General features: G+C 71.2%; 8 protein-coding genes. 4 read left to right on the plus strand and 4 right to left on the minus strand.

What is annotated here, in order from left to right; genetic code table 11:
* Nucleotides 1–1,934, plus strand: a 1,934-nt coding sequence (locus tag VFZ39_RS02740) for an MMPL family transporter (protein WP_330864193.1), incomplete at its 5' end; no start/stop codon positions are given.
* Here the strand turns inward: VFZ39_RS02740 and treY are convergent.
* The 4 genes from treY to VFZ39_RS02760 are packed head-to-tail and all read right to left on the minus strand — an operon-like array spanning nt 1,931 to nt 10,969.
* Entirely contained in the window at nt 1,931–6,022 is a 4,092-nt protein-coding gene (gene treY / locus VFZ39_RS02745) for a malto-oligosyltrehalose synthase (RefSeq protein ID WP_330864194.1), read from the minus strand. The two genes, VFZ39_RS02740 and treY, sit on opposite strands and share 4 nt — an antisense overlap.
* Before the next feature lie 16 nt (nt 6,023–6,038).
* On the minus strand, nt 6,039–8,207 hold the full coding sequence (gene glgX, locus VFZ39_RS02750) for a glycogen debranching protein GlgX (RefSeq protein ID WP_330864195.1): 2,169 nt from the start codon (nt 8,205–8,207) through the stop codon (nt 6,039–6,041).
* Nucleotides 8,208–8,255: 48 nt separating this feature from the next.
* Entirely contained in the window at nt 8,256–9,188 is a 933-nt protein-coding gene (locus VFZ39_RS02755) for a M15 family metallopeptidase (protein WP_330864196.1), read from the minus strand.
* Nucleotides 9,185–10,969, minus strand: coding sequence for a sensor histidine kinase (locus VFZ39_RS02760; protein WP_330864197.1), 1,785 nt, complete (start codon nt 10,967–10,969; stop codon nt 9,185–9,187). The genes VFZ39_RS02755 and VFZ39_RS02760 overlap by 4 nt, the downstream gene beginning before the upstream one ends.
* Nucleotides 10,970–11,088: 119 nt before the next feature.
* Here VFZ39_RS02760 and VFZ39_RS02765 point away from each other — a divergent pair, with 119 nt between their 5' ends.
* From VFZ39_RS02765 to thpR, 3 genes are all read left to right on the plus strand, one after another.
* Nucleotides 11,089–12,234, plus strand: a complete 1,146-nt coding sequence (locus VFZ39_RS02765) for an acyl-CoA dehydrogenase family protein (protein ID WP_330864198.1) — start codon at nt 11,089–11,091, stop codon at nt 12,232–12,234.
* 70 nt (nt 12,235–12,304) lie between these two features.
* Nucleotides 12,305–13,042: a VIT1/CCC1 transporter family protein gene (locus tag VFZ39_RS02770; protein WP_330864199.1), complete on the plus strand. Its 738-nt coding sequence runs from the start codon at nt 12,305–12,307 to the stop codon at nt 13,040–13,042.
* Between the two features lie 117 nt (nt 13,043–13,159).
* Nucleotides 13,160–13,723 carry an RNA 2',3'-cyclic phosphodiesterase gene (thpR, locus tag VFZ39_RS02775; RefSeq protein WP_330864200.1) on the plus strand — a complete coding sequence of 188 codons (564 nt, stop codon included), beginning with the start codon at nt 13,160–13,162 and terminating at the stop codon, nt 13,721–13,723.
* The last annotated feature ends 32 nt before the right edge of the window (nt 13,724–13,755 follow it).

Here is a 13,755-nt window from a genome sequence, read left to right on the forward strand (position 1 = left end):
CCACGCTCGCCGGCCTACCGGAGGGCACGACCACCCGGGTGGTGACCTGGTACGACACCTCCTCTCCCGACCTGCTCAGCCAGGACGGTCACAGCACCCAGGTCGTGATCTCGCTGGCGGGCGAGACGCAGGACGAGTACCTCGAGAGCTTCGAGGCCATCGAGGACGACCTGCACGCCGACGGGCTCGAGACCCACCTCGCCGGGACGTTCGCGATCTTCTCCGACGTCAACGAACGCACCGAGCAGGACCTCCGTCGCGCCGAGACGATCTCGCTGCCGGTGGTGGCCGTACTCGCCGTCTTGGTCTTCGGCAGCCTGGTCGCCGCCTCGATGCCGGTCCTCGTGGGCGCCATCGCGGTGGTCGGGGCGCTCGCCGTCGTACGCCTGCTGACTCTGTTCACCGAGGTCTCGATCTTCTCCGTCAACGTGATCACGCTGCTCGGGATGGGGCTGGCGATCGACTACGCGCTGTTCGTCGTGAGCCGGTTCCGCGAGGAGCTGGCGCGCTATCGCGACGACGACCCCGGCGCGGTCGGCGCAGCGCTCACGACGACGATGCGGACCGCCGGCCGGACCGTGCTCTTCTCCGGCCTCACCGTCGCTGCCGCGATGTCGTCGTTGCTGGTGTTCCCCCAGGCCTTCCTGCGCTCCATGGGGTTCGGCGGCATCGCCGCCGTGCTGGTCGCGATGCTGGCCACGCTGACCGTGCTCCCCGCGACCTTGCGGCTGCTGGGCCGCCGGATCGACAAGGGTCGCGTGTTCCGTCGCCGTCGTCAGGTGGACGAGGAGAACGGCGTCTGGGCGCGGATCGCGCGCGGCGTGATGCGACGCCCGGTCTGGGTGCTGGTGGCGGTCACGACCGGCCTGCTGGTGCTGGCGTCCCCGTTCCTCGGTGTGAAGTGGGGCTCGGTCGATCACCAGATCCTGCCCCCCGACGCACCGTCGTACGTCGCGATGGAGAAGCTGGCGACGGACTTCGGTGGGGAGACCTCGAGTGCCACCGTGGTGCTCGACGGCACGGACCCGGCGGACGTCGAGGCCTACGCCGGCGACGTCGAGGCGCTCCCAGGCGTCACGGGCGTGCAGCCGGTCGCGCAGAGCGGCGACGTGACGCTGGTCCGGGCGACCTGGGAGGGCGCGGCGCAGGCGCCGCCGTCCCAGGACCTGGTGCGGGAGCTCCGCGACCTCGAGCCCGCGAGCGGGGAGGCCCTGGTGGGTGGGCTGAGTGCCGAGACGGTCGACCTGGAGGAGTCGGTCTCCGCGCACCTGCCCTGGATGGCCCTGATCGTCGTCGTCGTGATGATGGTGCTGCTCTTCTTGGCGTTCGGGTCACTGGTGCTGCCGTTCAAGGCGGTGCTGATGAACGTGCTGTCGATCACGGCGTCGTTCGGCGTGGTCACCTGGATCTTCAGCGACGGCAACCTGGAGGGGCTGCTGAACTTCTCCTCCCAGGGCTTCCTCGACCTCACGAACCCGATCCTGATGCTCGCGATCCTGTTCGGGCTGTCGATGGACTACGAGGTCTTCCTGCTGTCGCGGATCCGCGAGCAGTGGGACGCCGGTGCGTCCGAGCCGGACCTCAGCCGCCGCAACGACCTCGCGGTCGCCACGGGGCTGCAGAAGTCGGGGCGGATCATCACCTCGGCCGCGCTGCTGCTGATCGTGGTCATCGGGGCGTTCTCGTTCAGCGACGTCCTCTTCATGAAGATGATCGGTGTCGGGATGGTGGTCGCGATCGCGGTGGACGCCACCATCGTGCGGGCGTTGTTGGTCCCCGCGACGATGACCCTGCTGGGCGCGTGGAACTGGTGGGCGCCCGGCCCGCTCCGCCGGTGGTGGGAACGTCACGGGTTCCGCGAGGGGGAGGCTTCCGACGCCGTACCACCTGCGGACGGCCCGGCGCGAGAGCCGGAGCCGGCGGGTCGCGCTTAGCCTCGGGCGTCACCGGGCACGAGCAGGACGCCGGTACTGGACGGCAGTCCGATCGTCTCGACCACCGTGGCGCCCTCGGCGAGACCGGCACCTGGGGTGGCGAAGCGAACCCCGTAGCTAGGACCGGCGGGCAGTGGAACCGTCGCCTCACTGTTCGAGAGGTTGACGGCGACCACCGCCTCCTCGGGGCCCTCACCCCGTCGCAGGGTCAGCCACCGGTCGTCCTCGGAGAACGAGACCGCGGTACGACGGAGGTCCGGATCGGTGAGCGCCGGGAGGGTACGACGCAGCTCGGCCAGCCGCCGGTAGCAGGCCAACAGTCGTCGACCCCGATCCGTCTCGAGCTCCGACCAGTCCAGCCGGGAGCGCTCGAACGTCGCCGGGTCCTGCGGGTCGAGGACCGCGTCGCGATCCCAGCCCATCCGCGCGAACTCGTCCAGCCGGCCGTCCGACACCGCCTGCCCCAGCTCCGGCTCGGGATGCGAGGTGAAGAACGCGAACGGCGTGGTGGCGCCCCACTCCTCTCCCATGAAGAGCATCGGGGTGAAGGGGGAGCTGAGCGTCAGCAGGGCCGCCACCGCGAGTGCGTCCTCGTCGAGCGTCTCGGTGAGGCGGTCACCGCGGGCCCGGTTGCCGACCTGGTCGTGGTTCTGGTTCGCGACCACCAGCCGCCAGCCGGGGACGCGCGCGGTGTCCAAGGGCGCGCCGTGGTCGCGACCGCGGAAGGAGGACCACGTGCCGTCGTGGAAGAAGCCGCGTTCGAGCACCTTCGCCAGGGCGCCGAGCGGCTCGAAGTCGGCGTAGTAGCCGGCCGTCTCGCCGGTGAGGGCGACGTGGACCGCGTGGTGGAAGTCGTCGCTCCACTGTGCGTCCAGCCCGTAGCCGCCTGCTTCCCGCGGCGTGATCAGGTGCGGGTCATTGAGGTCGGACTCGGCGATGAGGAACAGCTGCTTCCCCAGGTGTGCCGACAGCGACGCGACCTCCGTCGTCATCTCCTCCAGCAGGTGGGTCTCGGAGGAGTCCACGAGCGCGTGGACAGCGTCGAGCCGCAGCCCGTCGACGTGGAAGTCGGCGAACCAGCCGCGGACCGATTCGAGGACCAGGCGGCGTACCTCGGCCGCACCCTCCTGGTCGAGGTTGACCTGGTCTCCCCAGGGGGTGTTCCCGTCGACCAAGTAGCTGCCGAACCGCGGCAGGTAGCTCCCCGAGGGTCCGAGGTGGTTGTACACCACGTCCTGGATCACCCCGAGGCCGTGGGCGTGGCAGGCGTCGACGAACCGCTGGTACCCGTGCGGCCCGCCGTAGGGCTCGTGGACGGCGGACCAGAGCACTCCGTCGTAGCCCCAGCCGTGCTCACCGTTGAAGGCGTTGACCGGCATCAGCTCGACGAAGTCGACGCCGATCGAGCGCAGGTGCTCGAGCCGGCCGGTCGCCGCCTCCAGCGTCCCTTCCGGGGTGAAGGTGCCGACGTGGAGCTCGTAGATCGTCCCGCCGGCGAGCGGGCGGCCGCGCCACGCCCGGTCCGTCCACGCGAACGCGGACATGTCGACAGTGCGTGACCGGCCGTGGACGCCGTCCGGCTGGCGTCGCGAGCGGGGGTCGGGCAGCGGCACGTCGTCCTCGTCGAGGAGGTAGCCGTAGTCGACCTCTCCCTCGGGCGGCTGCTCGGCGGGCTGCCACCAGTCACCGGGGCCGCGGGTCATGTCGACGACGTCGTCGCCGACGCTGAGCCGCACCCGCCGGGCTCGCGGTGCCCAGACGTCGAACCGACCGCGTCGCAGCGGCTGCTCGGGCAGCGGGACCAGCAGTGCCACGGGCAGCTCGGCCAGCAGCTCGGCGACCGGCACCTCTCCGGCGCTGGTGATGACGCGGCCGGAGAGCACGTCCCTCCACCGGCCCGGGGACAGCGGCAGGGTCGTCCCACCCCAGCCCCCGCGGGCCGCCAGGCCGAGCGGGAGCCGGGTCGCTACGGAGACTGCGCCACCGCGGTCGAACGCCAGCACGTGGTCGGAGGCCTCGCCGGAGGCGTGCAGGGCCTGGTACGACGTGAACCGGCTCGGCTCGTCGCGACGCAGTCGGAGCGCCTCGCGCACCAGCCGCAGCTTGGGGTGGCCTGGGCAGGGCTGCGCGACCAGCCGGCGGCGCTCGTCGAAGTCGACCGGGCGCCGGTTGTCGGGGTCGACCAGGCTCAGCTCCCAGAGCTCGGATCCCTGGTAGATGTCCGGGACGCCCGGCATGGTCAGCCCCACCAGCTTGGCCGACAGCGCGTTGACCCGACCCGGCGCGCCGATCCGCTCGAGCACCTCGTCCAGCACGGCCCTCACCCGGGCGTCGTCGAAGGCGGCGTCGACCGCGGCGTGGACGGCTCGTTCGTACGCCTCGTCGGGGTCGGTCCACGTGGTGCGGTCGCCCGCCTCGCGCATCGCCTTCTCGGCGTACGCGTGGAGTCGGTCGCGCAGCGCCGGGTCGTCGCACCAGGCCCCCACCACGGCCTGCCACAACAGGTTCCCGAAGCCGGGGTCGGGCAGGGGGGCCAGCTCGAGCAGTCGCTCGAGGGCGTCGGTCCACAGGCCGGGCGCCTCGGCGAGCACCGCGATCCGGCCGCGCACGTCCTCGCCGCGTTTCGTGTCGTGGGTCGTGGCGGCGGTCATGGCGTGCGGCCAATCGGCCTGACGACGCGTCACCGCGTCGTGGAAGTCGTCGACGGACACCGAGAACACCGAGGGATCGCCGCCGACCTCGTTCAGCGAGGTCAGTCGCGCCCATCGGTAGAACGCCTGGTCCTCCACGCCCTTGGCCATCACCATCCCGCTGGTCTGCTGGAAGCGCTGGGTGGCGTCGGCGGCGCCGTCGCCGAGCACCGGCGCGATCTCCTCGAGCACCTCGATCAGGTCCGGGCGGTGTGTGCGGGCGGCGGCCAGGGCCAGGTCGAGGTGCTCGCGACCCTCGGGAAGGTAGGTGCGGTAGACCGGCATGCAGGCGAGCAGCTCGGCCACCGCGTCCTGCAGCTCGGGCAGGTCCCGGTCGACGTGGCCGGCCAAGGAGCGGGCGATCCGGCGGGTCTCGGCCGACAACGAGGTGTCCGCGACGGTGCGCTTGGTGCCGTGGACCATGGCGTGCCAGTCGACCGGCGCCCCACGCAACCGGTCCTCCAGCTCCCCCAGCGGTACGCCGCCGCCCGGGTCGGTCAGCACGCGGTCGACCAGGGCCAGCGCGTCGTACCCCGTCGTGCCCGCGGTCGCCCAGGACTCGGGCAGCCGCTCGCCCGGCTCGAGGATCTTCTCGACCAGGACGTAGGCACCGTCGGTGAGCGCAGCCAGGTCGTCGAGGTAGCCGCCGGGGTCGCGCAGCCCGTCGGGGTGGTCGATCCGCAGCCCGTCGACCAGGTCCTCGTCGAACCAACGCCCGATCTCCTCGTGGGAGCGGCGGAACCACTCCGGCTCCTCGACCCGGATCGCGGCGAGGGTGTTGACGGTGAAGAACCGCCGGTAGTTGAGCTCGCTGTCGGCCCGCCGCCATGACATCAGCCGGTAGTGCTGGCGCGCGTGCACCGCGTCCGCGTCGTCGTCCGGACCGGCAGTGCCGGGCGCGAGCGGGAACCGCTGGTCGTGGTAGTGCAGCTCGCCTGCCAGCAGTCGCAGGTTCCTGATCCGGCCGTCGTCGCCGACGTCCTCGTCGCCGAGCACCGGGAGGAGGAGCCGACCGTCACCCGCTTCCCAGTCGATGTCGAACGCGTCGGCGAAGGAGGAGTCCGGCCCGTGGGTCAGGACGTGCCACCACCAGGGGTTCTCCCAGGGGCGGGCGATGCCGACGTGGTTCGGCACGATGTCGACCAGGACGCCCATCCCCAGTCGCCGCGCCTCGCTCGACAGTGCTGACAAGCCCGAGCCGCGGCCGCGCGAGGTGTCGATGGCGGAGTGGTCGGAGACGTCGTAGCCGTGCTCGCTGCCCGACTCGCTGGCGAGCACCGGCGACAGGTAGACCCAGTCGACCCCGAGCTCGTGCAGGTACCCCAGTGTGGCCGCCGCCTCGAGCAGGTCGAAGTCCTCGGTGATCTGCAGCCGGTAGGTGCTGGCCGGGACGCGCACGTGACTCACTCCGTGGTCAGCCGGCCTGCGCCCTGACGGAGGCCGCGACCGAGCTGTCGGGGGCGGCCTCGACATCTCCGTGCTCGCGGAGCACGACCACGCTGCGGCCGGTCAGCTCGAGCGTCGAACCGGCCGGTCGGGCCGCCGTCTCGGCGGCGCTGGCGCCGGTGTCGATGACGACGTCCCACGCCTCGGCGTACTCCTCCGAGGGCAGCGTCACGCTGATCGGGTCGGCGCCGGCGTGGAAGTAGAGCAGGAAGTGTGCGTCCGTGATCGGGTTGCCAGTGGCGTCGCTGCCGGGGATCCCGTTCCCGTTCAGATACATGCCGATCGCCGCGCCACCGTCGGCGTGCCAGTCGTCGCCCTCCATCGGGTTGGCGCCGGTGTCGAGCCAGACGATGTCGTTGAGTCGGGCGCCGTCACCGGTGCGGACGGTTCCCCCGGTGAAGAACCGCTTGCGGCGGAAGGTCGGGTGCTCACGCCGGAGCCCGATCACGTCCGCGGTGAACTCCACGAGGGGTTGGTCCGCGCCCTCCCAGTCGACCCAGGAGAGCTCGGAGTCCTGGGCGTAGGTGTTGTTGTTGCCCTGCTGCGTGCGGCCGAGCTCGTCGCCGTGCAACAGCATCGGAACGCCCTGGCTCAGCAGCAGCGTGGCCAGGAAGTTGCGTTGTGCGCGGGCCCGCAGCTCCAGCACCTCGGGATCGTCGGTGGGCCCCTCGACCCCGTGGTTCCACGACCGGTTGTGGCTCTCGCCGTCGTTGCCGTCCTCGCCGTTCGCCTCGTTGTGCTTCTCGTTGTAGGACACGAGGTCCCGGAGCGTGAAGCCGTCGTGAGCGGTGACGAAGTTGATGGACGCGAACGGACGCCGACCCGAGTGCTCGTAGTAGTCCGCGGACCCGGCGATGCGGGAGGCGAACTCGCCGAGCGACGGCTCGCCGCGCCAGAAGTCACGGACGGTGTCGCGGTAGGCGCCGTTCCACTCCGTCCACAACGGCGGGAACCCGCCCACCTGGTAGCCGCCCGGACCGATGTCCCACGGCTCGGCGATCAGCTTGACCTGGCTCACGACCGGGTCCTGCTGCACCATCTCGAAGAACGTCGAGAGCTTGTCGACGTCGTAGAACTCGCGGGCCAGCGTGGCCGCCAGGTCGAAGCGGAAGCCGTCGACGTGCAGCTCGGTCACCCAGTAGCGGAGCGAGTCCATGATCAGCTGCACGGAGTGGGGCTGTCGCACGTTGAGGCTGTTGCCGGTCCCTGTGTAGTCCATGTAGTAGCGCTGATCGTCCTCGACGAGCCGGTAGTACGCCGGATTGTCGATCCCCTTGAAGCTGAGGGTGGGTCCGAGGTGGTTGCCCTCCGCCGTGTGGTTGTAGACGACGTCGAGGATCACCTCGATCCCGGAGGCGTGCATCGTCTTGACCATCGACTTGAACTCCTGGACCTGCTGGCCGTCGCCCTGCGCGGCGTAGGCGGAGTGTGGCGCGAAGAAGGCGAGCGTGTTGTAGCCCCAGTAGTTCCGCAGGCCCTTGTCGAGGAGCGTGCTGTCCTGGATGAACTGGTGGACCGGCATCAGCTCCAGGGCGGTGACACCGAGCTTCTGCAGGTGGGCGACGACGGCGGGGTGCGCGAGGCCGGCGTAGGTGCCCCGATCCTCCTTGGGGACCTCGGGGTGCAGCCACGTCAGGCCCTTGACGTGGGCCTCGTAGATGACCGTCTCGTTGTACGGCGTGTTCGGACGACGGTCGCCCTCCCAGTCGAAGTAGGGGTTGATGACCACGCCGAGGGTCATGTGACCGGCCGAGTCCGCGTCGTTGCGTGCGTCCGGGTCGCCGAACGGGTAGCCGAAGAGGGACTCGTCCCAGTCGATCTCGCCGTGCGTCGCCTTGGCGTAGGGATCGAGCAGCAGCTTGGCCGGGTTGCACCGCAGGCCGCGCTCGGGCTCGTACGGACCGTGCACCCGGTAGCCGTACCGCTGTCCCGGCTGGACCTGCGGTAGGTAGCAGTGCCACACGAAGGCGTCGACCTCGGTGACCTCGACCCGGGTCTCGGCCAGCGACCCCGACCCGTCCTCGTCGAACAGGCACAGCTCGACCCGGTCGGCCGCCTCGCTGAACAGGGCGAAGTTCGTGCCGCGACCGTCGTAGGTCGCTCCCAGCGGGTAGGCGGTGCCCGGCCAGACGTCCACGGTGGTCCTCTCCTCGGGTGGTTGGAACGTTCCAACGTACCCTGTGGCTCAGCGTCCATTCGCACTGAAGTGCTGGTAGTCCTTCAGCGTGGTCCAGTCCCCGCCCCAGGACCAGCCGATGTCACGGAAGGCGGCGATCACCGGCCCCTCGGGGGTGACCATCCCCGGTCGCACGCGGCGACGGTCCAGGTACGACGACGCCAGCTCCGGCAGCACCACGCCGTCCTTGTGGTACGGGTTCTGGAAGGTGTTGACGTCGATCGCGAGACCGTAGGCGTGCTGGGAGAACGACGACCCGCCGGTGACGGAGCGGCAGACGAACGCGCCGGTGCCGTTGCCGTCACCGGTCGGTGGTGCCTCCTCGTCGATGGAGCGGACGATCAGCACCTGCTCCAGCGGGAACCTGGCCTCCCACAGCCGCCGGAACGCCCGGTCGACGTCGGCAGCGACCGACGCGTTCACCAGCAGCTCCCCGGTGTGCCGCCGGGCGTCGAACCCCCAGAACGTCAGTCGCAGCCACGCGAGCTCGTCGCGACCCACCGGGCAGTCCCGGCTCCACGTCGAGCGGGCCAGGACGTCGTCCGGCGCGGGTGACTCGATCCGCGACGCGTACCCGTGCCCGGGCAGTGCCGGCACCTGGTCGACCAGGGTGAAGGCGCGGCGACGCAGCGCCGGTGGTGTGGGTCGTACCTCGCCGAACCCGTCGGCGTCCTCCGGCAGCTTGCGCTGGAAGAGCCACGGCGGCGGCGTGCTGCCCCGACCGTACGCCGGCTCCGACAACGTGCCGTCAGTGCTCGCCGGGCCCGGGGTGCGCGACGCGGTTTCGTCGTCCGTCGGTTCTCGGGAGGCCGACGACCCAGGTGTGGTCGGCCCGGCGGTGGGCGAGGGTCCCTCGGGCGGCGCGGTCGCGGGCGGCGTGGTGCACCCGGTCGCCAGCGCCGCTGCCAGCGCGAGGCCCGCGAGAGCGCGCCGGGGTCTCACGCGCCGGGCAGGGTGACCCGGAACGCGGTGCCCTCGCCCAGGGTCGAGTCGACGTCGATCCGGCCGCCGTGCCGGCTGGCGATCCGAGCCACGATGGCGAGGCCCAGCCCGGTCCCCGGTCGCTCGAGCGCGTCGGGGTTGGTCGACCGGAAGAACTCGTTGAACAGCTGGTGCCGGTCGTCCTCCGAGATGCCGATCCCGTCGTCGCAGCACGTGAAGACCACAGCGCCACCCACCCGCTCCAGCGCGACGCTCACCCGCCCACCGGGCCTGGAGTACTTGATCGCGTTGTTGACGAGGTTCGCGACCAGCCGCAGCAGCTCCTTCGCGTCGCCGGGCACGGTGAGCGGGCCGGCCGCGTTGTACGTCGGCGGCGACAGTGCCACCCCGACCTGACGAGCGTGCACCGCCTCGTCCTCGAGCACGTCGTCGACGATGGGTGTCAGCGCGACCGGGTGCCGGTCGAGTGGCGTCTCGGGGTTCCCGATCCGGCTGAGCAACAGCAGGTCCTCGACGACGCTGGTGAGCCTGGCCGAGCTGCGGCCCAGCGCCCGGAGTGACGTCGCGGCCTGCTCGGGCATGCCCGACAGCGACTCGAGCATCTCGACGTGTCCCACGATCACTCCCAGCGGGTTCTTGAGCTCGTGGGACACCGTGCGGATGAGCTCGGAGCGGTAGGCGTCCAGGCGGCGCAGCTCGGCGATCAGCTCCAGCTCGCGGTCCCGGGCACGGGTGCTGAGGAGGGCCCGGCCGAGGTCGTGGGCGATCCCGAGCGCGGCCCAGCTCTCGCTCTCGGTCCAGCGCGCACCACCGACGGATCGCGCGAGCACGAACATGCCGAGGGCCTCGGGTCCGGCGCCGATCGGCACAACCACCAGCTCGACCACCCCGTGGTCAACCAGGTGGTGCGTGAGCGCGTCGTTGTGGTCCGTGTGGAGTGCGTCGTCGCCCCAGACCCGGCCGGCCTCGACCAGCAGCACCGACTGGGAGGACCACGCGCGTCGGGCGGCGGCGGCGACCGGCACGAGCAGCGGGGGCGGCAGGTGCGCCGCGGCGCTGGCGTAGGTGCTCGGGTGGGCGAAGTCGTGGACCATCAGGTCATCGGCGTTGAATCCGGTCACGAGGTGGCCACGCGCCCGTGCGAGCAGGTCGCGGTAGCCCACCCGGCTCGACGACGCGCGCACCACCGCGCGAGCCGCCTCGGTCAGCCGGACCTGCTGCGAGAGCTCCTCGCGCTCGATCGCCGTGAGCACCGCCCGCAACGAGAGCTGCAGGTCGGTCGCGAGCTGCCGCAGGGCCGGCGGGCTCAGTCGGCGGCCGCTGACCGGCTCGTCGAGGTACATCAGCGCCCGCAGGTGTCCGCGGTCGTCCACGATCCGCGCGACCAGGATGTCCTTGGGGCGCCACTGGTCCGGGTCGCCGGTCTCCGGGATCTCCGGGATCCAGCAGTACGCGTCGAGCAGCCGACTCGCCTCGGGAGTCAGCCACTCCTGCGCCACGAAGGTCCAGGCGCCGTACTCCGCACCGAGGCTGAGGGCCGGCTTCATCGCGGCGAACGGCGACGCCCGGCGCAGCATCTCCTCGTTCGCGTCGTCGTTGCCCGCGATCGCGACGAACTCCAGCATGTCGTCGGGGCGCAGCACCTCGACCTCGCAGGTCCCGAAGTCGGTCCGCGTGCGCACGTCCTCCGCGATCACCCGGATCGCCTGCCGGGCCCGGTCGTCGCCCCAGCCGTCGTCGCGCGCGCGAACCACAGGCGGCGTCGTCGTCGACTCGGCCATCGGGACAACCCTTCGCAGCAGATTTCTGTGGAACAGGGTCGCATCCGAGGGCAGTCGAGGGGCGCTCTTCGGAGCAAGTCCCGGGCGACGCCGGGTGACCGGCCAGTAACATGGGTGGCATGAAGCGCACCATCTACGACGATGACCACGAGGCCTTCCGGAGCTCGGTCAAGGAGTTCCTCGACCGCGAGGTGGTGCCGCACCTGGACGAGCACGCCAGCAACCACGGACTGCCCCGTGAGTTCTGGCTGGCGGCGGGCAAGCAGGGACTGCTGGGCCTGGAGGTCCCTGAAGAGTACGGCGGCTCCGCGGCCGGCGACTTCCGGTTCAACGCGGTCCTCACCGAGGAGTTCGCCAAGGTCAACATGACCCTGCCGAGCTGCGTCGGCATCCACACCGACATCGTCGCGCCGTACCTCGTCCATCTGACCACCGAGGAGCAGCGACAGCGCTGGCTCCCCGCCTTCTGCACCGGCGAGCTGCTCACCGCCATCGGCATGACCGAGCCGTCCGGGGGGTCCGACCTCGCGGCGCTCAGGACGACGGCGGTGCGCGACGGCGACGACTGGATCCTCAACGGCTCCAAGACGTTCATCACCAACGGCGGCTCCGCCGACCTCGTCGTGGTCGCGGCGCGCACCTCGCCCGAGAAGAAGGCGAAGGGCATCTCGCTGTTCGCGGTCGACACCACGGCGGCCGGCTTCTCGGTCGGCCGGGTCCTCGACAAGGTCGGCCAGGACGAGTCGGACACGGCAGAGCTCGCGTTCGAGGACGTACGCGTCAGCAACGACGACCTGATCGGCGAGCTCGACACCGGCTTCATCGCGATGATGAGGTTCCTGCCGCAGGAGCGTCTCGGATCCGCCGTCACGAACCTGGCCCACGCCGCGCAGATCCTCGAGGAGACGGTCGAGTACGCCAAGGAACGGCGAGCCTTCGGGCAGCCGATCGGCTCGTTCCAGAACACCCAGTTCCTCCTCGCGGAGCTGGTCACGCGGGTCGAGGTCACGCAGGCCTACGTCGACCAGTGCGTGCTGGCCCACATGCGCGGAGAGCTCAGCGCGGTCGACGCCGCGAAGGCGAAGTGGTGGACCTCGCAGGTCCAGAACGACGTCCTCGACCACTGCGTGCAGGTGTTCGGCGGCTACGGCTACATGAACGAGTACCGCGTCGGCCGCGCCTGGCGGGACGCGCGAGTCACCAAGATCTGGGCAGGCTCCAACGAGATCATGAAGATGCTGATCGCCCGCGACCTCGGTCTGTAGGGGCTTCGCTGCGCCCTAGGAGTGCCTAGCCTTCGTTGCCAGCCGGGGTCAGTCGATCCACGATCGGGGTATGACCGCCGACCTCTCCGCAGACCGGGTGCCGGGCCCGCACGAGGACGAGCCCCACTCGGGCGGGTTCTACAGCCGCCTGAACTGGTTGCGCGCCGGAGTCCTCGGGGCGAACGACGGCATCGTCAGCACCGCCGGCATCGTCATGGGGGTCGCGGGAGCCACCGACGACACCACCACCATCGCGATCGCCGGCATCGCGGGCCTGGTGGCGGGCGCGCTCAGCATGGCGGCGGGGGAGTACGTGTCGGTCAGCACGCAGCGCGACTCGGAGCTCGCCCTGCTGGCCAAGGAGCGTCGGGAGCTCGCGGAGGAGCCCGAGGAGGAGCTCGCCGAGCTGGCCGGGCTGTACGTCGAGAAGGGCCTCAGCGAGCAGCTCGCGCTCCAGGTCGCCGAGGAGCTGACCGCCCACGACGCGCTGGCCGCGCACGCCGAGACCGAGCTGGGCATCGACCCGGACGACCTCACCAACCCGTGGCACGCGGCCGGGGCCTCGATGGTCGCCTTCACCCTCGGCGCCCTGCTGCCGCTGCTGACGATCACGCTGACCCCGCCCGAGGCCCGGATCTGGATCACGCTCGGGGCGGTGGTGCTGGCGCTGGCCATCACCGGGTGGAGCAGCGCGCGGCTGAGCTACGGGTCGACGCGCGCCGCCGTGGTCCGCAACGTGCTCGGCGGGGCGGTCGCGATGGCGGTGACCTACGGCGTCGGCTCGGTGGTCGACACCCAGGTCGGGTGACGGGGTTCCGGGTTCGTGTGCGAGCCGCTGACTTCGGGGTCGATGGTTCGCGCGCGAAGTCGTTGGTTCCCCGGCTGGGCGGGGAATCGACGCGCACTACGCCGCTAGGTTCGGCGGATGCGGATGTTCGTCGCGCTGACGCCCCCAGACGAGGCGGTCGAGCACCTCGACGCCTTCCTGGAGGCACGTCGGGAGGCGGCGCCCTTCCGGTGGACGCTGCCCGAGCAGCTGCACGTCACGCTCGCGTTCCTCGCCGACGTCCCCGACCGCAGGCTCGACGACCTGGTCGAGCGACTCACGCGCGCGGCACGGCGACGGACCCGGTTCCCGACCCGGATCGCCGGGGGTGGAGCGTTCCCGAACGCCGCGCGAGCGCGGGTGCTCTGGGCCGGGCTCGACGTCGACGAGGCCGGCCGCACCGAGGTCGGCCGGATGGCGACCGGCGCTCGTGCCGCCGCGTCCAAGGCGGGGATCGAGGTGGAGGGCCGGCGGTTCCGGCCGCACCTGACGGTCGCGCGGCTCGGCCGCCCGGCCGAGGTGTCGCGCTGGGTCCGGCTGCTCGACGAGTACGCCGGGCCGGACTGGGTCGTCGACCGGATCGATCTGATCGCGTCGTACCTCGGGCAGGGCCCGCGGGGTCGGCCCCGCTACGAGGTCGTGGAGTCGTTCGACGTGCGATGACTCACCACGCCCGGGCATGAGATGCCTGGGCC

The sequence above is a fragment of the Nocardioides sp. genome, assembly GCF_036374615.1.
Classification (GTDB): Bacteria; Actinomycetota; Actinomycetes; order Propionibacteriales; family Nocardioidaceae; genus Nocardioides.